Annotated in this window: 16 protein-coding genes and 1 riboswitch; of the genes, 6 read left to right on the top strand and 10 right to left on the bottom strand. The window is 60.6% G+C overall.

All coding sequences use genetic code 11. The annotated features are described in order from the left end of the window. Positions 1–39: 39 nt before the first annotated feature. The 8 genes from ALO80_RS15895 to ALO80_RS15860 form a co-directional block, all read right to left on the bottom strand. The gene (locus ALO80_RS15895) at positions 40–1,695 is read right to left on the bottom strand and encodes a BatD family protein (protein ID WP_055009681.1); all 1,656 of its coding nucleotides are present in this window, start codon (positions 1,693–1,695) and stop codon (positions 40–42) included. Beyond that, positions 1,692–3,410 carry a VWA domain-containing protein gene (locus tag ALO80_RS15890; RefSeq protein ID WP_055009680.1) on the bottom strand — a complete coding sequence of 573 codons (1,719 nt, stop codon included), beginning with the start codon at positions 3,408–3,410 and terminating at the stop codon, positions 1,692–1,694. The genes ALO80_RS15895 and ALO80_RS15890 overlap by 4 nt, the downstream gene beginning before the upstream one ends. After that, positions 3,407–4,465, bottom strand: a complete 1,059-nt coding sequence (locus ALO80_RS15885) for a vWA domain-containing protein (protein ID WP_055009679.1) — start codon at positions 4,463–4,465, stop codon at positions 3,407–3,409. Before ALO80_RS15885 ends, ALO80_RS15890 begins: the two co-directional genes overlap by 4 nt. Beyond that, positions 4,458–4,952 (bottom strand): DUF4381 domain-containing protein, encoded by a 495-nt coding sequence (locus ALO80_RS15880; RefSeq protein ID WP_055009678.1) that lies wholly within the window; start codon positions 4,950–4,952, stop codon positions 4,458–4,460. The genes ALO80_RS15885 and ALO80_RS15880 overlap by 8 nt, the downstream gene beginning before the upstream one ends. Next, positions 4,949–5,893, bottom strand: a complete 945-nt coding sequence (locus tag ALO80_RS15875) for a DUF58 domain-containing protein (RefSeq protein WP_055005841.1) — start codon at positions 5,891–5,893, stop codon at positions 4,949–4,951. The genes ALO80_RS15880 and ALO80_RS15875 overlap by 4 nt, the downstream gene beginning before the upstream one ends. A gap of 4 nt (positions 5,894–5,897) precedes the next feature. Then, entirely contained in the window at positions 5,898–6,857 is a 960-nt protein-coding gene (locus tag ALO80_RS15870) for an AAA family ATPase (RefSeq protein WP_002554476.1), read from the bottom strand. 210 nt (positions 6,858–7,067) lie between these two features. Beyond that, on the bottom strand, positions 7,068–7,814 hold the full coding sequence (locus ALO80_RS15865; protein ID WP_055009677.1) for an amidohydrolase family protein: 747 nt from the start codon (positions 7,812–7,814) through the stop codon (positions 7,068–7,070). A 48-nt stretch (positions 7,815–7,862) separates the two neighbouring features. Continuing rightward, positions 7,863–8,222, bottom strand: a complete 360-nt coding sequence (locus ALO80_RS15860) for a hypothetical protein (protein WP_055009676.1) — start codon at positions 8,220–8,222, stop codon at positions 7,863–7,865. Positions 8,223–8,589: 367 nt separating this feature from the next. On the opposite strand from ALO80_RS15860, the gene ALO80_RS15855 reads away from it, so the two are divergent. Next, positions 8,590–13,446, top strand: coding sequence for an NAD-glutamate dehydrogenase (locus tag ALO80_RS15855; protein ID WP_054986994.1), 4,857 nt, complete (start codon positions 8,590–8,592; stop codon positions 13,444–13,446). Positions 13,447–13,533: 87 nt separating this feature from the next. Here the strand turns inward: ALO80_RS15855 and mntP are convergent, their stop codons facing one another. Both mntP and acnB read right to left on the bottom strand, forming a co-directional pair. Further along, on the bottom strand, positions 13,534–14,103 hold the full coding sequence (mntP, locus tag ALO80_RS15850; protein WP_055009675.1) for a manganese efflux pump MntP: 570 nt from the start codon (positions 14,101–14,103) through the stop codon (positions 13,534–13,536). A 6-nt stretch (positions 14,104–14,109) separates the two neighbouring features. After that, positions 14,110–14,275: riboswitch (yybP-ykoY riboswitch) on the bottom strand. 106 nt (positions 14,276–14,381) lie between these two features. Next, positions 14,382–16,982 (bottom strand): bifunctional aconitate hydratase 2/2-methylisocitrate dehydratase, encoded by a 2,601-nt coding sequence (gene acnB, locus ALO80_RS15845; RefSeq protein WP_055009674.1) that lies wholly within the window; start codon positions 16,980–16,982, stop codon positions 14,382–14,384. A 403-nt stretch (positions 16,983–17,385) separates the two neighbouring features. Between acnB and ALO80_RS15840 the strand changes: the two genes are divergently transcribed. The 5 genes from ALO80_RS15840 to ALO80_RS15820 all read left to right on the top strand — a co-directional run bounded on the left by ALO80_RS15840 (position 17,386) and on the right by ALO80_RS15820 (position 22,090). After that, the gene (locus ALO80_RS15840) at positions 17,386–17,856 is read left to right on the top strand and encodes a DUF1289 domain-containing protein (RefSeq protein ID WP_054071206.1); all 471 of its coding nucleotides are present in this window, start codon (positions 17,386–17,388) and stop codon (positions 17,854–17,856) included. 95 nt (positions 17,857–17,951) lie between these two features. Beyond that, a complete protein-coding gene (gene miaE, locus ALO80_RS15835; protein ID WP_055009673.1) occupies positions 17,952–18,563 on the top strand; it encodes a tRNA-(ms[2]io[6]A)-hydroxylase in 612 nt (203 codons plus the stop codon). A gap of 151 nt (positions 18,564–18,714) precedes the next feature. Next, entirely contained in the window at positions 18,715–19,203 is a 489-nt protein-coding gene (locus ALO80_RS15830; RefSeq protein WP_054986998.1) for a MarR family winged helix-turn-helix transcriptional regulator, read from the top strand. Positions 19,204–19,279: 76 nt separating this feature from the next. Next, positions 19,280–20,488 carry an HlyD family secretion protein gene (locus ALO80_RS15825; RefSeq protein WP_054986999.1) on the top strand — a complete coding sequence of 403 codons (1,209 nt, stop codon included), beginning with the start codon at positions 19,280–19,282 and terminating at the stop codon, positions 20,486–20,488. Positions 20,489–20,551: 63 nt separating this feature from the next. Then, positions 20,552–22,090, top strand: a complete 1,539-nt coding sequence (locus ALO80_RS15820) for a DHA2 family efflux MFS transporter permease subunit (protein WP_054987000.1) — start codon at positions 20,552–20,554, stop codon at positions 22,088–22,090. Positions 22,091–22,355: the final 265 nt, after the last annotated feature.

Here is a 22,355-nt window from a genome sequence, read left to right as displayed (position 1 = left end):
TTTACCTTGTCGTGTAGAGGTGTTGCCGGAGCCGTATCCTCACTTGGGATACAGCGGCGGCAACCCGGCATCACCTGCCGGGTCCTGAATATGTTCGGCGGCGGGCAACTTGCGCACGGCGCGCCAGAGGTCTTCCCCCAGCCACAGCTTGCCGGTTTCGCTGTACAGCGCGCCGTTCAGACCATCCAGCGCATCTGACAGCGGTACGAAACGCGCTGCCATTTCAGCCAGGGTTTCCGGCTGCTGGCGTGCCCAGGCGTCGAGTGCCTGACGGGTGCCCTGAGGGTCGTTGGCCAGACAGGCGCGCTTGAGGTCGTCCAGTACGCTACGCGGGCTTGGCCCGGTCTGCACGGTCCGGGCGACTGCCGGCTGTCCACGGGCCCGCCACCACAGGGCGAAGCCGTAAAAGGTGGTGCAGGCCAGCAAGAGGGTACTCAGTTGCCACGGCCAGACCGGCGGGCCGATCACGGTCACGCCCGTATCGTTGCTCACCGGTGTGTCCACTGCCAGGCCGGGATTGTTGCTGATCTTCAGGGTGCGGGCAGCCAGGCTGGTGTGTTCCAGATGATCTTCGCGGGTATTCCACCAGGTCACTTCGACGGCAGGCAGGTCGATTGCCCCGGCACGGCCCGGCACCAGTGCCTCGCGTTCTTCGCGTGTACCGATCAGGCCGCGTTCGCTGGGCAGGTTGCGCAGTTGTGGCTGGTCCGGGTAACGCCTCAGGCCAGGCACTTCGGTGGCCGGCAACGGCGGCAACTGCGCGCCAGCCAGCCCTTCGGCCTTGAGTATGAGGGTTCGGGTCAGTGAATCTCCGACCTGAGTGGTGCCGGGTTCCGGGCTCCAGTTTTCTTCAAGGCTGATACTGCGCGCGGGCAGCCACGGGACATCGGCCGGGTAGTCGGCGGGTTTGGGTTTGACGGTCAGCGGGACCTCGGCGGATTTGACCCGCACCGATCGTCCCGGTTGCGGCCCGAACGGATTGGCCTCCTGGCCCTGCGAACCTTCGGCAGACGTCTGCACCAGCGTGGCACTGAACACTTGCGCCGGTATCTTCAACACGCCGCTCTGCTGCGGATAGATCGCGTAGCGTGTCTCGATCACGCCATGGCGCACGCCGTTGATCAGTTTTTCGTAAGTGCGCGAATCGCCCAGCTTTTCGACCCTTGCGTCCGGTACTTGCAGAGGGCTCAGGCTGCTGTCGTCGAACAGCGACACTGAGTGGTAGACGCGCAGTGTCAGGACCGTCTGAGCCTGAACATACACGCTGTCCTGATCCAGGCTCGCTTCGATGAAGATGGACGCCAGATGGTTGCCTGGGTCCTGAGGCTCGCTCTGCAGAACCTGGAGCGTGAGGGGCTGGCTTTTCAGCTCGCCCAGTTGCAGCGACGGAATCAACACGCTTCCGGTTTCGCGAGGCAGCAGGGTAACGATCCAGCGAGTGGTGGCCTGGCTGCTGCCATCCAGCGTTTTCAGGCTGTTGAGCTGACGCGTGTCGCGCACCTCGAAGCTGCTCTCCAGAGCGCTCATGTCCGGCTTGCCGAACTGGGTCACATCGTCGGTTTCCAGCGTCAGCTCGACGGTTTCGCCCGCGTTCAGGCGCGTGCGATCAACGCTGGCGGTCAGTTGCGCAGCCTGCAGCGACAAGCTGATCAGGCTCAGCAGCAGGCCGATCAATAGGGTGTACACGCGACTCATCGGGTTTTTTCCTGATGTTGCTGTTCGTAGCGAAATTTGCGCCGTAACAGTTCGCCCGGATCATCCGGAATCTGTCTCAGCCACTGTTCCAGCTCCTGACGCCGTTCGCCTGTGATAGGGCTGTCGGCGTTCTGGAGCGGCGGACGGGTGGTTGGCTCGTCGTCCATCGATTCGCCTGAGGTGGCCTGACCGCTGGCGTCCGGAGGCAGGCTTTCGCTGGTGCCGGGCTGATCCGATCGGGACGGGTTCTGATCGGCTGGCGATGCGCTGCTGCCGGGGTCCTGCGACGCTTGCTGACCTTCTTCGCCCTGGTCGGCCTTGTTCTGCTCATCCTGTGCAGGCTTCTGGGCATCGGCCTGCTCCAGCAGGTTTTGCACCAGCGCCCGGTTGTTCTGTGCAGCGGGAAACTCGGGCTGGCGGTCCAGAGCCTGCTCATAGGCATCCAGTGCCGCCGCCAACTCGCCACTGCGCGCCAGGGCGTTGCCGCGATTGTAGTGGTCGGCGGCGCTGTTGCCTTCGGCAAACTGCCGGGCGGCGCTGACGTAGTCTTCGGCCTGGTAAAACGCCACGCCTTTCCAGCGCGGGTCTTCGAAGCGTAGCGCGGCCTCTGCCGGTCGATGCTGCTCCAGCAGGCGCTGGCCCTGTTGATCGGGACGCAGCCACAGGTCCTGAAACTCGAACGCCTGGCTGTTCTGCGGAAACATGAACAGCAGCGGCAGACAGAACAGCCATCCGCGCCGACCGGCCACGGCGGCGATCAGCAACAGCGGGAGCAGGAACCAGTGGCCCTGGTCTGCCCAGGTATCGAGTTGCACGATCTGTCCGTCGCTGCTCATGTGTTGAGGGCTGTCCAGCAGGCCAAGGCTGCGCAAGTCTTCTTCATCGCCTCGTGCCTGACGATAGCTGCCGCCGACCTGATCGGCGAAGTCGTTGAGACCGCTGCTGTCCAGGCGCGGTACCAGAATCGCGCCTTGATCGTCCTTGAGCAGGCTGCCGTTTTCCTGCATGACCGGCGCGCCTTCGGCGGTGCCGATGCCGAGGATCAGCAACGGCGGTGACGGCCCGCGCAACGCGGCACGGATGCCCTGGCGCTCCTGCTCGCTCAGCGACGAGGTGATCAGCAGAATCCGCCCCTGGCCCAGTGCGCCCTGTTGCAGCAGGTGTTGCGCTTTCTGGACCGCCAGATCCGCACGCTGGCCGGTCATGGGCATGATCGACGGTCTGATGGCTTCCAGCAGGTTATGGCTGGTGACCAGATCATCGGACAGTGGCACCAGCGTGTGCGCGCTGCCCGCGTAGACAACGATGGCGGTCTGCGCATCGCTGCGTTTTTGCAACAGGTCCAGCAGCTTGCGTCGCGCTTGTTCCAGACGGGTGGGCGGGGTGTCGGTGGCGAGCATCTGCGGAGTGAGTTCGAGTATCACCACCAGCGGGTCGACCGGCTTCTGGCTGATCTGTTCGACGCGCTGCCAGCTGGGGCCGAGCAATGCGAAAAGTGCCAGCAGCCAGGCCAGTCCGAGTGCGACCCACGGCAGTTTGCTGTTGCTGCCGCGTCCGCCGTTGAGCAGCACGGCATGAAAATGCGTCGGCAGCAGCATTTGCCAGCGTCCGGCGCGTTTCTGCCGATGCCAGAGTCGCCAGATCAGCAGCGCCAGCAAGGGCAAGATCAGCAGCCATTGCGGACGAAACCAGTGCGGCCACAGGGAGGCGATCATCGCGACCTCCACAGGCTCTGGATGCGCTCACGCCAGTTGACGGAACGTATGACAGTCAGCAGGCGCTGCAGCGCGTTGTTCGGCCACAGTTCACGCAGCACCAGCAGCACGCTCAGCAGCAGCGCTATCGCCAGCGGCCATTGATAAAGCGTTTGCGCCGGACGCGCCTGGGTGGGCTGCTGCGCAACCGGTTCCAGGCCATCCAGGGTGGCGCGGATTTTTTCCAGCTGGTCGCCGTCGCGCGCCCGGAAATACTGACCGCCGCTGAGACTGGCGATCTCCTTGAGCGTCGGCTCGTCCAGATCAAGGCTCGGATTGAGGCCAAGCACGCTCTGCAGCGCGTCCTTGTCGGGGTCCGAGCCGATGCCGATGGGATAGATTTTCACGCCTTCTTCAGCAGCCAGACGTGCGGCGGTAATCGGATCGATCTGACCGGCGTTGTTGGCACCATCGGTTACCAGCACCAGTACGCGGCTGGTGGCCGGGCGCAGACGCAAGCGTTTCAGAGCCAGGCCGATGGCATCGCCCAGCGCGGTATTCTTGCCCGCAATGCCGATCTTCGCCTCGTCGAGCCAGACCCGCACGGTGCGCCTGTCGTAGGTGAGCGGTGCCTGTACGAACGCCTGAGAGCCGAACAGAATCAGGCCGACCCGGTCTCCCTTGCGGCCCTCCAGAAAATCACCGAGTAACTGCTGCACCAACACCAGTCGGCTGACTTCATCGCTTTTCCACTGCATGTCGGGGTAGTCCATGGAGCCGGACACGTCGACCGCGACCAGCAGATCGCGGCCACTTGCAGCCACCGGTAGCGGTTCGCCCAGCCATTGCGGTCGCGCTGCAGCAATCAGCAGCAACAGCCAGATCAGCACCACAGGTGCACGCTGTCTCCAGACCGGTAGATTGGCCTTGGCGCGCCGTCCGCTCAGCCCTTCGAGTTCACTGAGAAAGCTGACCTTGAGCGCAGGCTCGCCGCTGTCGGCCACAGGCAGCAGGGCGCGCAGCAGCCACGGCAGGGGCAGCAAGGCAAACACCCAGGGCCAGACGAACTCAAACATGTTTGCGGATCCAGGTATCGACCGCCTGGGTCAGCCCGGTTATGGCCTTGTCGTCCAGCTTGCACTCGGGCTTGTAGGCACCTTCGACCAGAATCATCCAGCGTGTCAGGCCTGCAGCCGGGCAGCGGTTGTCGAGGAACGCCAGCCACTTGCGGCCATTGAGTGTGTGGCTCTGGCTGTGCGGGTAATGGTTGCGGCACAGGCGTTTGAGCAAGCCGTTGATCTGCTGCAGCCATGCACCTGCCGGTGCTCCATCGTAGGGCTTGGGCAGGCTGGCGAGTTCCGCCAGGGCGGCGATTCGCACCGGGTCCAGCGGTTGTTCGCTGCGAACCTTGCGGGCCTTGACCGGCAGCAAGCCACGCAAACGCCACAGCCCCCAGCCCGCCGCAGGGATAAGCAACAGCAGCAACCACCACCCTGGCGCGAGCGGCCACAAACCGACGGCCTGAGGGGCAATCAGCGGCTCCAGCTGATCCAGCGGATTCATTTGCGTTTCACCGGACGCCGGGCATTGAGGTATTCGCGCAGTTGCTCGACGAGTTCCGCCTGGGTACTCAATGGCATCAGCAACACCCGCAGCTTCTGCGCCAGCAATTCCCAGCGCGCAGAGCGGTCTTCGCCCTGTTGCCGGTAGGCGCGGCGCAGTTCGGGGTTGAGGGTGTCGAGCTCCAGCTGCGCGCCGCGCTCGGCAAAGCGCAACAAGCCGGCAGCAGGCAGGGCTCGGTCCAACGGGTCGGACAGCGGCAGCAACAGCAGGTCGCTGTGGCGTGACAACAGGCTCAACTGTTGTTCGGCGGCATCGGACAACGCACGCTCGTCGCACAGGACGATGACCAGGCTGCCCGGGCGCAGCACTTCCCGGGCGCGACGCAGTGCAGTGCCGAACGCATCGCGGTCTGCCGGGATTTCAGTGTGCAATGACTGATTGACCCGCACCAGCCGGTTGAGCAACTGCAGCAGGCTTTGCTTGCTGCGTCGTGGCTTGATCTCGTAGTGCTCGTTATCGCCGAACACCAGCCCGCCGACCCTGTCGTTGTGCTCCAGAGCGGCCCAGCCGATCAGCGCGGCCGCCTGGGCCGCCAGTACCGATTTGAACATCAGGCCGGAGCCGAAGAACAGCCGGCGGCTCTGTTCCACCAGAATGAAAATCGGCCGCTCGCGCTCCTCATGGAACAGCTTGGTGTGCGGCTCCTGGGTGCGTGCGGTCACGCGCCAGTCGATGCTGCGCACGTCGTCACCGGCCTGATAGACCCGCACCTGATCGAAATCCACGCCACGACCGCGCAGCTTTGAATGGTGCAGGCCGATCAAGGGGCTGCGCTGGCTCGGGGTGGAGAACAGTTGTACTTCCCGTACCCGATGACGCATCTCGATCAGCTCGCTGAGGCTGACGCGAATACCCGGCTGGGGGATCAGGTAGGGTTGCATGGGGTCAGGCGACGGCCACGACGTCGAGGATGCGCTGAATCACGCGATCCTGATCGATACCGGCAGCTTCGGCTTCGAACGACAGGATGATCCGGTGGCGCAACACATCGAACAGCACCGCCTGGATGTCTTCGGGGCTGACAAAATCACGTCCGGCCAGCCAGGCATGTGCCCGCGCGCAGCGGTCCAGCGAGATGGAACCGCGCGGGCTGGCACCGTAGGCAATCCACTCGGCCAGTTCCGGGTCGAACTTGGCCGGGGTGCGGGTGGCCATCACCAGTTGCACCAGGTACTCCTCGACTGCATCTGCCATGTACAGACCAAGGATTTCCTTGCGTGCGGCAAAGATCGCCTGCTGGCTGACACGGCGTTCAGGCTTGGTTTCGCCATTCAGCGCTTCGCCACGCGCCTGCTGCAGGATCTTGCGTTCGACAGCGGCATCCGGAAAGCCGATTTTGACGTGCATCAGGAAGCGGTCGAGCTGGGCTTCGGGCAGCGGGTAGGTGCCTTCCTGCTCGATCGGGTTCTGGGTGGCCATGACCAGAAACAGTGGCGACAGGTCGTAGGTACTGCGGCCCACGCTTACCTGACGTTCGGCCATGGCTTCGAGCAGCGCCGACTGGACCTTCGCCGGTGCACGGTTGATTTCGTCGGCCAGCACCAGATTGTGGAATATCGGCCCTTGCTGGAACACGAAACTGCCGGTTTCCGGACGATAGATTTCCGTACCGGTGATGTCGGCAGGCAGCAGGTCGGGGGTGAACTGGATACGGTGAAACTGCGCTTCGATCCCTTCTGCGAGTTCCTTGATGGCCTTGGTCTTGGCCAGGCCGGGTGCGCCTTCGACCAGCATGTGGCCGTCGGCAAGCAGGGCGATGAGCAGGCGTTCGATCAGCTTTTCCTGGCCAAGGATCTGCGTTGAAAGAAATGTTCGCAGCGCAATCAGCGCTTCACGATGTTCCATCGGTGACGGTTCCTGGCATGGTGATCAGCTGTGTCTGGTGACGGCTGAGCTGGGGGCGATACTTTAATCCATCCAGGCAGGTATCGACTAATGACTACCGCGTTTTTTATTGCATTTAGAGACGCATACGTCATTTAACTAGGAATTGTCCTACATGTTCTATGTGTGCCATGTAGGACGATCGGGGTCTGGCCGTCAAAGGCAGCAGCGTCAGAGCCGGTAGAACTTTGCTGCGTTATCCCACAGCGCCTGACGGGCGCCGCCTTCGCCCAGTGCGTCGATCAGCAATTCGATGTCGTCTGGCTGAAAAGGGCGGGGTGCCCGTGTCGATGGCAGATCGGTGCCGAACATCAAGGCATCCGGATTGGCGGCATTGATATCCCTGAGTGCCTCGCGTACCGGGAAGTCGACACGTCCGAAACCACATGCCTTGATCCGTACGCCATGTTCGGCAAGGCGCAACACCACGGGCAGTCCTTCTGCGCTCAGCCCCAGGTGATCGATGCTGATCGCCGGGAGTTTGCGCAGGCGGGTTTCGATGTGCGCCAGTTCACGGGAGTCGATGTACAGCTCCGAATGCCAGCCTGCGTGTGCATGAACGCGCAAGGCCAGTGCTTCCAGTTGGTCGAGCTGTTCCGAGCCGCCGCGCTTGAGATTGAAACGCAAGGCGCGCACGCCTGCAGCGCTGAGGGTGTCCAGCTCCGCATCGGTGACGCTGGCGGGCAGTTGAGTCACACCCACGAAGCCCGGCCCCAGCAGGCGCAGCGCCTGAAGCAGATAACCCTGGTCAAAGCCCTGAAAGGAACCGGACACCACCGCGCCACCCTGAACGCCCAATGGCCTGACCGTCGCCAGATAGTCACTGACGCCGAACGGCTCCGGCAAGTAACCGTCATTGGCGATCAGGGGGAAGTGCGGGTCGATGATGTGGCAGTGGGCGTCGAAAATTCGGTTCATGACGGTCTCCTGTGCGGCGTAGTTGCTCACTCTAGCTTTTTTTGGCCGTCAACTGATCGTGCTGGTGTACTCACCCACGCTTTCGAGAATGATCTGTAACGTCCGGTGTACATCCTGCAACTCGCCTGCATCGGTGGCGTGGAGAATTTCATACTGATGGTGCCCATCGAGCTGCTTCGCGTCCTGCGGGTCGATTTCCACCAACAGGCGCTCGGCACTGAAGGTGACTTTCAGGCTGGACACACTCAGTGACGTGTCATCGCTGACAGTGATTTCCACTTCGTTCTCGTCCGGGAAACGGGTCAGGGAAAACAGCATGCCGTTTTCTGCGTGGAAGCAGAGCAGTGCCATATCGTCGTATTCGTCGTCGCACGGGTTGGCGATGAGGCTGGCAGTCTTGATTTGCATGGGGGCTCCGGGTGAATGCTACTGAGGCGTGAGGTGGATTCTGCCAGCCCCGAACAAAGATTGTCGGGCGATGTTGGCACCTTCGTGCGGATTTTACCGCAACCTGATGACCGAATATGTCGCAGCCTCGTAAGCAGCGCGTCGTCAGCTCTCGTTAAGCTGCATGGCAGACGAGTGGTGTACGGTGTCGGATGCGCGTCGCTTTTTTTATTCCGGCATTCAAATGTGACTACCCTGACACAGCGCGCGTTAGTACTTTAGCTTTACACTCGATCAGGTTATGCCCGCGCAATTGGATGCAAAGGGCACACCGGTAGCAACACCTTCTTCAAGCCTCCCCAATAAAAGCCAAAGCGGAGTACCACAGATGGCGTTCTTCACCGCAGCCAGCAAGGCCGACTTCCAGCATCAACTGCAAGCGGCACTGGCTCAGCACATCAGCGAACAGGCACTGCCACAAGTGGCGCTGTTTGCCGAGCAATTCTTCGGCATCATTTCCCTCGACGAACTCACCCAGCGGCGTCTGTCCGACCTGGCAGGCTGCACCTTGTCCGCATGGCGTCTGCTGGAGCGTTTCGAACATGCTCACCCGCAGGTCCGTGTCTATAACCCCGATTACGAACGCCACGGCTGGCAATCGACTCACACTGCCGTTGAAGTGCTGCATCACGACCTGCCGTTTCTGGTCGACTCCGTCCGTACCGAGCTGAACCGTCGCGGCTATAGCATCCACACCCTGCAGACCACCGTGCTGAGCGTGCGTCGTGGCGCTGCTGGCGAACTGCTGGAACTGCTGCCCAAAGGCACGGCAGGGGAGGACGTGCTGCAGGAATCGCTGATGTACCTGGAGATCGACCGCTGCGCCAACGTCAGCGAGTTGAACGTGCTGGCTCGCGAGCTGGAACAGGTGCTCGGCGAGGTGCGTGCCGCCGTCGAAGATTTCGGGCCGATGAAGGCGCGTCTGCATGAGCTGCTGGCCAGTATCGATGCCAACGAGTCCAATACCGACGTCGAAGAGAAGGCCGAGATCAAGGTCTTCCTGCAATGGCTGGTGGACAACCACTTCACCTTCCTGGGGTACGAAGAGTTCGAAGTGCGCAACGACGCCGAAGGCGGCCAGCTGGTGTATGACGAGTCGTCCTTCCTGGGACTGACCCGACTGCTGCGTCCCGGCCTGACCCGCGAAGAGCTGCACATCGAAGACTACGCAGTTAAATACCTGCAGGAGCCGGTGCTGCTGTCGTTTGCCAAAGCTGCGCATCCAAGCCGTGTACACCGTCCGGCTTACCCGGATTATGTTTCGATCCGGCAGATCGACGCCTCTGGCAAGGTCATCAAGGAATGCCGCTTCATGGGCCTGTACACCTCGTCGGTGTATGGCGAAAGCGTGCGGCAGATTCCGTATATCCGGCGCAAGGTCGCCGAGGTCGAGCGTCGTTCCGGTTTCGATGCCAAGGCGCATCTGGGCAAGGAGCTGGCGCAGGTCGTTGAAGTTCTGCCCCGTGACGACCTGTTTCAGACCCCGGTGGACGAATTGTTCTCCACGGTCATGTCCATCGTGCAGATTCAGGAGCGCAACAAGATTCGCGTATTCCTGCGCAAGGATCCGTATGGCCGTTTCTGCTACTGCCTGGCCTATGTGCCGCGCGACGTGTATTCCACCGAAGTGCGCCAGAAGATCCAGCAGGTATTGATGGATCGCCTGAAAGCCAGCGATTGCGAGTTCTGGACGTTCTTCTCCGAATCCGTGCTGGCGCGCGTGCAGTTGATTCTACGGGTAGACCCTAAAGTCAATCTGGACATCGACGTTGCTCAACTGGAAAACGAAGTCATCCAGGCGTGCCGCTCTTGGAAGGACGACTACGCCAGTCTGGTGGTCGAAAGCTTCGGTGAAGCCCACGGCACCAACGTGTTGGCCGACTTCCCGAAAGGCTTTCCGGCCGGCTACCGCGAGCGCTTTGCGGCACATTCGGCAGTCGTCGACATGCAGCATGTGCTGAGCCTGAGTGAAACCAATCCGCTGGTGATGAGCTTCTATCAGCCACTGGCCGGTGGCCGTCAGCAGTTGCATTGCAAGCTGTATCACGCCGACACACCGCTGGCGCTGTCCGACGTACTGCCGATTCTGGAAAACCTCGGGCTGCGGGTACTGGGCGAGTTCCCGTATCGCCTGCACCACGCCAATGGTCGCGAGTTCTGGATTCACGATTTCGCCTTTACCTACGGCGAAGGTCTGAACCTCGATATTCAACAGCTCAATGACACCCTGCAGGATGCGTTCGTGCACATCGTGCGCGGCGATGCCGAAAACGATGCATTCAACCGCCTGGTACTGACCGCCGGTCTGCCGTGGCGCGACGTGGCGCTGCTGCGCGCCTATGCGCGTTATCTCAAGCAGATCCGCCTGGGCTTCGATCTGGGCTATATCGCCACCACGCTCAACAACCACACCGACATTGCCCGCGAGCTGACGCGTCTGTTCAAGACCCGCTTCTATCTGGCACGCAAGCTGGGTTCCGACGATCTGGATGACAAGCAACTGCGTCTTGAGCAGGCGATTCTGACTGCCCTTGACGACGTTCAGGTGCTCAACGAAGACCGCATCCTGCGTCGCTATCTGGACCTGATCAAGGCCACCCTGCGGACCAACTTCTATCAGGCCGATGCCAACGGGCAGAGCAAGGGCTATTTCAGCTTCAAGTTCAACCCGCGCCTGATCCCCGAGCTGCCCAAGCCGGTGCCCAAGTTTGAAATCTTTGTCTACTCGCCGCGTGTCGAAGGTGTGCACCTGCGTTTCGGCAACGTGGCGCGTGGCGGTCTGCGCTGGTCCGATCGCGAGGAAGACTTCCGTACCGAAGTACTGGGCCTGGTAAAAGCCCAGCAGGTGAAGAACTCGGTCATTGTGCCGGTAGGTGCCAAAGGCGGCTTCGTGCCGCGTCGCCTGCCGACCACCGGCAATCGCGATGAAGTACAGGCAGAGGCGATTGCCTGCTACCGTATCTTCATCTCGGGGCTGCTGGACATCACTGACAACCTCAAGGAAGGCGTGCTGGTACCGCCGGTCAATGTGGTGCGTCATGACGACGATGATCCGTACCTGGTAGTTGCAGCCGACAAGGGCACCGCGACCTTTTCCGACATCGCCAACGGTATCGCCATCGACTACGGCTTCTGGCTGGGTGATGCGTTCGCCTCGGGTGGATCGGCCGGTTATGACCACAAGAAGATGGGCATCACCGCCAAGGGCGCATGGGTTGGCGTGCAGCGTCACTTCCGTGAGCGCGGCATCAATGTCCAGCAGGACAGCATCAGCGTGATCGGCATCGGCGATATGGCCGGTGATGTGTTCGGTAACGGCTTGCTGATGTCTGACCAATTGCAACTGGTCGCTGCGTTCAACCATTTGCACATCTTCATCGATCCGAATCCGGACCCGGCCAGCAGCTTTGTCGAGCGTCAGCGCCTGTTCAATCTGCCACGCTCGTCCTGGACCGACTACGACACCAGCATCATGTCCGCTGGCGGCGGGATCTTCCCGCGCAGCCTCAAAAGCATCGCCATCACCGAGCAGATGAAGGCGCGCTTCGACATCAAGGCTGACAAGCTGACCCCGACCGAACTGCTGCATGCGTTACTCAAGGCGCCCGTCGATCTGTTGTGGAACGGGGGTATCGGCACGTACGTGAAGTCCAGCGAAGAATCGCACGCCGATGTGGGCGACAAGGCCAACGATGCGCTGCGTGTCGACGGTAACGAGCTGCGTTGCAAGGTGGTGGGTGAGGGCGGCAACCTGGGCATGACCCAATTGGGCCGTGTCGAGTTCGGCCTCAATGGCGGCGCGACCAACACCGACTTCATCGACAACGCGGGCGGAGTGGACTGCTCTGACCACGAAGTGAATATCAAGATCCTGCTCAACGAAGTGGTGCAGGCCGGTGACATGACCGAGAAGCAGCGTAACCAGCTGCTTGAAAGCATGACCGATGAAGTCGGCCATCTGGTGCTGGGTAACAACTACAAGCAGACTCAGGCGTTGTCGCTGGCGGCGCGCCGCGCTTACGAGCGGATTGCTGAATACAAGCGTCTGATGAGCGACCTGGAAGCCCGTGGCAAGCTTGACCGCGCCATTGAGTTCCTGCCGGCCGAAGAGCAGATTGCCGAGCGCGTGGCGGCGAAGCAGGGCTTGAGTCGCGCCGAGCTGTCGGTGCTGATCTCCTACAGCAAGATCGACCTCAAGGAAGCACTGCTGGAATCCCGTGTACCGGACGACGATTATCTGGCACGCGATATGGAAACCGCCTTCCCGCCGTCGCTGAGCGCCAGATTTTCAACGGCCATGCGCAGTCACCGTCTGAAGCGCGAGATCGTCAGCACCCAGATCGCCAACGATCTGGTCAACCACATGGGCATCACCTTCGTGCAACGGCTCAAAGAGTCGACCGGCATGAGTGCCGCCGCTGTGGCCGGTGCTTACGTGATTGTGCGTGACATCTTCCATCTGCCGCACTGGTTCCGCCAGATCGAGGCGCTGGACTACAAGGTTTCTGCCGAAATCCAGCTGGCGCTGATGGATGAGCTGATGCGTCTGGGACGCCGTGCGACACGCTGGTTCCTGCGCAGTCGTCGCAATGAACTGGATGCCGGGCGTGACGTCGCTCACTTCGGTCCGCACTTGGCCGCGCTGGGGCTCAAGCTCGATGAGCTGCTGGAAGGCCCTACCCGGGAGATCTGGCAGACGCGTTATCAGGCTTATGTCGAAGCCGGTGTACCGGAACTGCTGGCGCGCATGGTGGCCGGTACGACTCACCTGTACACACTCCTGCCGATCATCGAAGCCTCCGATGTGACCGGGCAAAACGCTGCCGACGTCGCCAAGGCATACTTTGCCGTGGGCAGCGCACTGGACATTACCTGGTACTTGCAGCAGATCAGCAGTCTGCCGGTGGAAAACAACTGGCAGGCACTGGCCCGTGAAGCATTCCGTGACGATGTCGACTGGCAACAGCGGGCGATCACCGTTTCGGTCCTGCAAATGGCCGATGGTCCTTCGGAGATCGATGCGCGTCTGGCCTTGTGGCTGGAGCAGCATTCGCTGATGGTCGAGCGCTGGCGCGCCATGCTGGTTGAACTGCGTGCAGCAAGCGGGACGGACTACGCCATGTATGCCGTCGCCAACCGCGAGCTGCTGGACCTGGCCATGAGTGGACAGACCCTGACGGTCTGACCGCTTTTGTAGCAAGGGCTGTAAGCAAAAAAACCGCATCGAAAGATGCGGTTTTTTTGTGCTCGCTTACAAACCTGATCGCGTCGATCAAGCCGCTGACAGATGCTCATACAGAATCGTTGCGCCCACCGCGATCAGCACGATGCCGCCCACGATTTCAGCGCGCTTGCCCACCATGGTGCCCAGCACCCGACCCAGCATCACACCGATGGTGACCATTACCGTGGTGGCCAGGCCGATCGCCAGAGCGGCAATCACAATATTGACGTCGACAAACGCCAGACCTACGCCGACTGCCAGCGCATCGATGCTGGTGGCGAACGCGGTGACGGCGAGAATCCAGAAAGAATGCTGGCCGGGTTTTTCCTGCTCTTCATCGTCATCGTGCTTGATGCCGTTGTAGATCATGTGCAGGCCCAGTACCAGCAACAAGGTAAAGGCGATCCAGTGGTCCCAGCTTTCAGCGAAGCGGGCGGCGACCTGGCCGATGCCCCAACCGATAACCGGGGTGATGGTTTCGATGGCACCGAAAATCAGGCCTGTTCGCAATGCTTCGAGAAAGCGCGGTTTATGCAGGCTTGCTCCTTTACCGAGGGCCGCAGCAAAGGCGTCCGTGGACATGGCAAGCGCGAGAAAGAGGAGGGAAATCGGGTTCACGGTTATATCCAGTCGGGCTATGAGTCAACGACGCAACCACACGCCCGACTTTAGGCATGGATGCATCGTTGGTCTCGCCAACCAGAAGGTGTCCGCACCACGGCATGCTGCCGAGAATGTTGATGCGAACGCTCTGTGACCGGAGTCAAGAGCAGGCTACTCCCCAACAAGGGCCGCCACTATAGCCATCCGAATGTGAAAAATATATGTACGAGGATGATTCAGGCCAAAAAAACCCCGTCACGAGGACGGGGTTCTTTTAACGCTTTGCGCAGTGATTACACTTGCAGTGCCGGGATGTTGGCATTTGCAGCGGCTTCACGGAACTCGGCGATCTGATCGAAGCTCAGGTAGCGGTATACGTCCGCTGCCATCGTATCGATCTGGTTGGCGTAGCCCATGTACTCTTCGACGGTCGGCAGACGACCCAGGATCGAAGCAACAGATGCCAGCTCCGCCGAGGCCAGGTAGACGTTTGCGCCGTCACCGAGACGGTTCGGGAAGTTACGGGTCGATGTCGACACCACGGTCGAGTTCGGCTCGACGCGTGCCTGGTTACCCATGCACAGCGAGCAGCCTGGCATTTCCATGCGCGCGCCAGCCTTGCCGTAGATGCCGTAGTAGCCTTCCTCGGTCAGCTGGTGAGCGTCCATCTTGGTCGGCGGCGACAGCCACAGACGTGTCGGCAACTGACCTTTGACCTGATCCAGCAACTTGCCCGCAGCGCGGAAGTGACCGATGTTGGTCATGCAGGAGCCGATGAACACTTCGTCGATCTTCTCGCCCTGTACCGAAGACAGCAGGCGGGCATCGTCCGGGTCGTTCGGCGCGCAGAGCACAGGCTCTTTGACGTCGGCCAGATCGATTTCGATGATTTCGGCGTACTCGGCGTCCTTGTCGGCTTCCAGCAGCTCCGGGTTGGCAATCCAGGCTTCCATCGCCTGAGCACGCCGCTCCAGGGTGCGAGGATCACCGTAACCCTGTTCGATCATCCAGCGCAGCAGGGTGATGTTCGAATTCAGGTATTCGATGATCGGCTCTTTGGCCAGCTTGATGGTGCAACCGGCAGCCGAACGCTCGGCAGAGGCGTCGGACAGCTCGAAAGCCTGCTCGATGCTCAGGTTGTCGAGGCCTTCGATCTCCAGGATGCGACCGGAGAATGCGTTCTTCTTGCCTTTCTTCTCTACGGTCAGCAGGCCGGCCTGAATCGCGTAGTAAGGAATGGCGTGAACCAGGTCGCGCAGAGTGATGCCGGGTTGCATCTTGCCCTTGAAGCGAACCAGGATCGACTCAGGCATGTCCAGAGGCATGACGCCGGTGGCAGCAGCAAACGCTACCAGACCGGAACCGGCCGGGAAGGAGATACCGATCGGGAAGCGGGTGTGCGAGTCGCCACCGGTGCCGACGGTGTCCGGCAGCAGCATGCGGTTCAGCCAGCTGTGGATGATGCCGTCGCCCGGACGCAGGGAAACGCCGCCACGGGTCATGATGAAGTCAGGCAGCGTGTGGTGGGTCTTGACGTCGATCGGCTTCGGATAGGCCGCGGTGTGGCAGAACGACTGCATGACCAGATCGGTCGAGAAACCCAGGCACGCCAGGTCTTTCAGCTCGTCGCGGGTCATCGGGCCAGTGGTGTCCTGAGAGCCGACGGTGGTCATCTTCGGCTCGCAGTAGGTGCCAGGACGAACGCCTGCTACGCCGCACGCCTTGCCGACCATCTTCTGCGCCAGGGTGTAACCCTTGGTGCTTTCTGCTGGCTGGTCCGGGGTCTTGAACAGGTCGAACTCAGGCAGGCCCAGTTCGGCGCGCGCCTTGCTGGTCAGGCCGCGACCGATGATCAGCGGAATACGGCCGCCTGCGCGAACTTCGTCGAGCAGCACCGGGGTCTTCATTTCGAAGGTGGTGATGACTTCGTCGCTGTCGTGCTTGCAGACCTTGCCAGCGTAAGGGTAAACGTCGATCACGTCGCCCATGTTGATGTTCGAGACATCGAATTCGATTGGCAGGGCGCCAGCATCTTCCATGGTGTTGTAGAAGATCGGGGCAATTTTGCTGCCGAAGCAGAAACCACCGGCACGCTTGTTCGGCACGTAAGGAACGTCGTCGCCGAAGAACCACAGCACCGAGTTGGTTGCCGATTTACGCGAGGAGCCGGTACCGACCACGTCACCGACGTAGGCGATAGGGAAACCCTGACCGCGCATGTCTTCGATCTGTTTCATCGGGCCGATGGAGCCCTGAACGTCCGGGACAATGCCGTCACGGGCCATTTTCAGCATGGCCAGGGCGTGCAGCGGGATGTCCGGACGCGACCAGGCATCAGGTGCCGGGGACAGGTCGTCGGTGTTGGTTTCGCCGGTGACCTTGAACACGCGCAGACTGATCTTCTCGGCCAGCATCGGGCGCTTCTTGAACCACTCGCCGTCAGCCCAGGACTGCAGGACAGCCTTGGCGTGGACATTACCGCTCTTGGCTTTTTCGGCCACGTCGTGGAAAGCATCGAACATCAGCAGGGTGTGCTTGAGTTGTTCGGCTGCGACCGGCGCAAGGGTAGCGTCGTCGAGCAGCTCAACCAGGGTGACGATGTTGTAGCCACCCTGCATGGTGCCCAGCAGTTCGGTGGCGCGTTTTTTATCGATCAGGGGAGAAGTGGCTTCGCCCTTGGCCAGGGCAGACAGGAAGCCGGCCTTGACGTAGGCAGCTTCGTCAACGCCTGGCGGAACGCGATTGGTGATCAGATCGACAAGGAAAGCTTCTTCGCCAGCCGGGGGATTCTTCAGCAGCTCGACCAGGCCTGCAGTTTGTTCGGCGTTAAGCGGCTGGGGCACGATACCCTGGGCGGCACGCTCTTCGATGTGTTTACGGTAGGCTTCAAGCACAGTATTAACCCTCATCAGTGGTCCCAAATGGGTGTCCGGGACGCTCATCCAGAAATCGTCTGTACCCACGCAAGGCTTATTGAGCCTTGTTGGCAGGGTGTCAGCGATTCCTAACAGAAGCTGTTTTCAAAGTTTTACGCCTGCAGAACGGGGGGGAGTGACGGTCGACACGACCATTCTTGATGAGGGAATGGCCTGTCGACGCCGCAATGCGGGGTTAACCTGACTGTGCTCGTGACGCTTTGAAAACAGCTTCCAACGGACATTGGCGCCTTAAAAGGCTCGCTGATTCTACGCCAAAACTTCGCCAAAGGTAAGTTAGCCCCTACATCTTCGGGGGTGAACTTGCTTAGACAAAGGGCTAACATGAGCCTCTGTTTCGCCTTCCGCAGCCTTGCCCGACATGCCCGATTACATCATCAAAACCCCCTGCGTCGGCCTTTGCTCCACTGTTTACGGGGATCTGGTGTGCCGTGGCTGCAAACGGTTCCACCACGAGGTCATCCACTGGAACGGCTACAACGACGACGAAAAAAGAGCGGTCTGGCTACGTCTGGAGCAATTGCTGGTCCAGGTGATGACTGCCAAGCTTGAAGTGTTTGACGCCGACAAGCTGCGTGCCCAGCTCACCCAGCGCAAGATCCGTTTTGTGCCGCATCAGTCCGAGTATTGCTGGGCTTACCAATTGATCGCACGGGGTGCGCGGGTCATCAGTCAGGTCGAGGCTTACGGTTTCGTGCTGCTGCCGGAGTTTCGTGACTGGACGCTGCCAGAGTTACGTGACGCGATCGACCGCGAGTTTTTCCTGCTGTCCGAGGCGCATTATCAGCGTTATATCGCGCCAGGCTTTCTGCGCGACGCATTCGGAGCCTGACCAGGCTTGTCCGGTGGTCGCATGCATTTGTGTCGCGAGGTAGCGTCGCTCCTCGTATAATCACGCGCTTTGTCTCTCCGTCATTCTGTGAGCCTATGTACCCGATCCCCGAAATCGAAGCCTTCCTGCTTTGCCGCACGCCTGACAGCTGGGTCCAGGCTGCACTGCGCAACCTGGACATCCTGTTGATCGACCATGCGAACAACGAGAAGAAGGCCGCCGGGGCGGCGTTTCAGTTCATGTTCCAGTACAACGACAAGTTTGACCTGTTGAGCAAGATGTCGCGTCTGGCTCGGGAAGAGCTGCGCCATTTCGAGCAAGTGATCAGCATCATCAGAAAGCGCCAGATCCCCATGGCCAATATCAGCTCAGCGCGTTATGCCGGAGCGCTGCGCAAGCTCGTGCGCAACCATAACCCGTACCGGCTGACCGACGCCCTGATCGTCGGCGCTATCGTCGAAGCGCGTTCCTGCGAGCGCTTCGCTGCGCTGGTGCCGCACCTGGATGAAGAACTGGCGAAGTTCTACGGCGGTCTGCTGAAGTCCGAGGCGCGGCATTTTCAGGATTATCTGAAGCTGGCTTACAGCTACGGCGACAAGGCTGATGTCGATGCCAAGATCGAGGAGATCCGTCTGGCCGAACGTGAGCTGATCGAAACCCCGGACGAAGAGTTCCGCTTTCACAGTGGCGTACCTGTCGCCGCCTGATTTCTGTAGCGCGCACTTCGAAAACGACCGCCTTGCCAGCGGTCGTTTTTTTTATGCGTATTTAGCAAGCAAGCTAATAAATGCTTTGACAACGGCTGCCTAGGCAGTAATATTTTGCAATCACTGCCTAGGCAGCTATCTGGATGAATTCTTGAAACATTTCAGCCCCGACAATTTTGATTCCAGCCTGATCGGGCTGCTGGTCGGTCGCACCAATGCGCTTAAAGACCGCATGCTCGACAAGTACCTGCTGCCTTATGACGTGACGTTCGCGCAGTTCAAGGTGCTGATCATCATTGCCCAGTTTTCGACGGATACCCCCGTCGAATTGTGTCGGCACCTGTCGCTCGACAGCGGTTCGATGACCCGCATGCTCGATCGGCTTGAGCAGAAGGGGCTGGTTGTGCGCAAGCGATCAGCGACTGATCGTCGTCAAGTGCGCCTGGCCCTGACCGAGCAGGGCCAGGCGCTTTCGGATCTGCTGCCGCAGATTGGCGCGGACGCCATGAACGATACATTCGCGGCGCTCGACAGTGATGAGGTCGAGACTCTGAAAAGGATTCTCACCAAAGTGCTGGTGGCCGCCGATGACCACATCACCCTGACTCGTCTGAGCTTCAACCCCAAAGCAAAAAGCTGAGCGTCGGACCTGTCGGCAGGCATGAACCTGCCTGTCGCTGTCGTCCCGCCGTTTTGCTGATTACAAGGTAACTGCCATGGCCACTGCCGCCGCTGAAAACACATCTGCCCCGTCTTCACAGCAAACGCCGAAGCCGGGCAAGCGCAAGTTCCTGCTGATCGGGCTTGCTGTCATCGTCGTGATCCTTGGTCTGGCCATCTGGGCCTGGTACGAGGTCTATGGACAGTGGAGCGAAGAGACCGACGACGCTTACGTAAATGGCAACGTGGTCGAAATTACTCCGTTGGTCACTGGAACCGTTATCAGCATTGGTGCCGACGACGGGGATCTGGTGCACGAAGGGCAGGTCTTGCTCAAGTTCGATCCAAGCGACGCCGAAGTCTCGCTGCAAAGCGCCGAGGCCAATCTGGGCAAGGTTGTGCGTCAGGTACGTGGTTTGTACAGCAATGTAGACGGCATGAAAGCTCAACTGGCTGCCCAGCGCGCCGCCGTGCAGACTGCTCAGGACAACTACAACCGGCGGCGCAGCCTGGCCGCGGGCGGGGCGATTTCCCAGGAAGAGCTGTCGCATGCCAGAGACAGTCTGACCAGTGCGCAAAGCGCGCTGAACAATATTCAGCAGCAGTTGAGCACCAGCGTGGCGCTGGTCGACGACACGGTTGTTTCTTCACATCCCGACGTCAAAGCTGCTGCCTCCCAGCTACGCCAGGCCTTTCTGGCCAATGCACGCAGCACGCTGGTAGCGCCGGTCACCGGTTATGTGGCCAAGCGCAGCGTGCAACTGGGCCAGCGCATTCAGCCTGGCACCGCGACCATGGCTGTCATCCCGCTGGATCAGTTGTGGATCGATGCCAACTTCAAGGAAACCCAACTGGGCAAGATGCGCATCGGGCAACCGGTGGAGATCAGCTCCGACCTGTATGGCAGCGATGTCAAATACAGCGGCACCATCGACAGTCTGGGGGCTGGTACGGGTAGCGCTTTTGCGCTGCTGCCTGCGCAGAACGCGACGGGTAACTGGATCAAGATTGTTCAGCGCGTGCCGGTTCGCGTGCACATCAACCCGGATGAGCTGGTAAAGCACCCGTTGCGCATCGGTCTGTCGACCACGGTCGAGGTCAATCTGCACGACCAGAGCGGCCCGGTCCTGGCGCAACAGCCGCGTAAGCAGGCAGCGTTCAGCACTCAGGTCTACGCCGCGCAACTGGCCGATGCCGATGCGTTGATTGCCCGCCTGATTCACGAAAACAGCGCTTCCAGTAGCAAGGCTACCGTTCAGCGCTGAACCGCCAATCCGTGAACCCCGGCCATCTGGCCGGGGTGTCGCACTCGTCTTCAGGGATTTGCGATGAGCAACAACGCCCCCGCTTCTTTTACCCCGCCAAGCCTGTTGTTGTGCACCATCGGTCTGTCGCTGGCGACATTCATGCAGGTGCTCGATACCACGATTGCCAACGTGGCGTTGCCGACCATTGCCGGCAACCTGGGGGTCAGCTCCGAGCAGAGTACCTGGGTCATCACCTCGTTCGCCGTCAGCAACGCGATTGCCTTGCCCTTGACCGGCTGGCTCAGCCGCCGCTTCGGCGAGGTGAAGCTGTTTCTGTGGGCCACCATTCTGTTCGTGATGGCGTCGTTTTTGTGTGGCATTTCCCAGTCCATGCCGGAACTGGTGGGTTTCCGGGCGTTGCAGGGCATGGTGGCCGGCCCGCTGTATCCGATGAGTCAGACCCTGCTGATTGCGGTGTACCCGCCTGCCAAAAGGGGCATGGCCCTGGCATTGCTGGCGATGGTGACGGTGGTCGCGCCTATCGCCGGGCCAATTCTCGGTGGCTGGATTACTGACAGTTACAGTTGGCCGTGGATTTTCTTCATCAACATCCCCATCGGCCTGTTCGCTGTGTTGGTGGTGCGTTCGCAAATGGCTAAAAGGCCGGTCAGCACCGCTCATCAACCGCTCGATTACATCGGCTTGCTGGCCCTGATTGTCGGTGTCGGCGCGTTGCAGATAGTGCTCGACAAGGGCAATGATCTTGACTGGTTCGAGTCGAACTTCATCATTTTCGGCTCGTTGACGTCACTGATCGCGCTGACGTTCTTCGTGATCTGGGAAATGACCGACAAGCACCCGATCGTCAATCTTCGGTTGTTTGCCTATCGCAATTTCCGTATCGGCACGCTGGTCATGATCGGCGGCTATTCGGGTTTCTTCGGTATCAACCTGATATTGCCGCAATGGTTGCAGACCCAGATGGGCTACACCGCGACCTGGGCGGGTCTGGCTGTTGCGCCGATTGGCATCCTGCCAGTGCTGATGTCGCCGTTTGTCGGCAAGTACGCGCACAAGTTCGACCTGCGGCTCCTGGCAGGGCTGGCGTTTCTGGCGATGGGACTGAGCTGTTTCATGCGTGCCGGCTTCAATACCGACGTGGATTTTGAGCACGTGGCGATGGTGCAGTTGTTCATGGGCATTGGTGTGGCGCTGTTCTTCATGCCGACCCTGAGCATTTTGCTGTCCGACCTGCCGCCCAACCAGATCGCCGATGGCTCGGGACTGGCAACTTTCCTGCGCACCCTCGGCGGCAGCTTCGCAGCGTCACTGACCACCTGGATCTGGATTCGTCGCGCCAACCAGCATCATGCCTACCTGAGTGAAAACATCAGCACGTTCGACCCTACAACCCGGCATGCCCTCGACAGCCTGGGCGGCGCGAGCCCGCAGGCCTACGCACAACTGGAACGTACCCTCAACGCTCAGGCCTACATGATGTCCACCGTGGATTACTTCTACCTGCTGGGCTGGATATTCGCAGGACTGATCCTGCTGGTCTGGCTGGCCAAACCCCCATTCGCTGCCAAAGCCGGGCCTGCGGCGGGGGGCGGGCACTAATGTCATAGGGCTGGCTTGACTCTCTACACCCCGTCATGCCTCCCTGCGGCCGCGGCTAACACAGTGCTTTTCAGCCACGGTGGCACATACATCCTAAAGCCGCCGTGTGACGCGGAGCGTCACGAACTGCATGCCGACGCGGAGCGTCGGCACGATAATCAGGTCATGTCTTGTACGCAGTCCCTGTCAACTAAGTGCTTTTCAACCACGATGGCCCAGACGACGCAGAGTGCGACGTGAGTGACGGCTGAGTCCTGGCGCTGTC

Source organism: Pseudomonas caricapapayae (assembly GCF_001400735.1).
Classification (GTDB): domain Bacteria; phylum Pseudomonadota; class Gammaproteobacteria; order Pseudomonadales; family Pseudomonadaceae; genus Aquipseudomonas; species Aquipseudomonas caricapapayae.
Note: the sequence above shows the minus strand (reverse complement) of the source record. Positions and strands in the feature narration are given on the sequence as shown.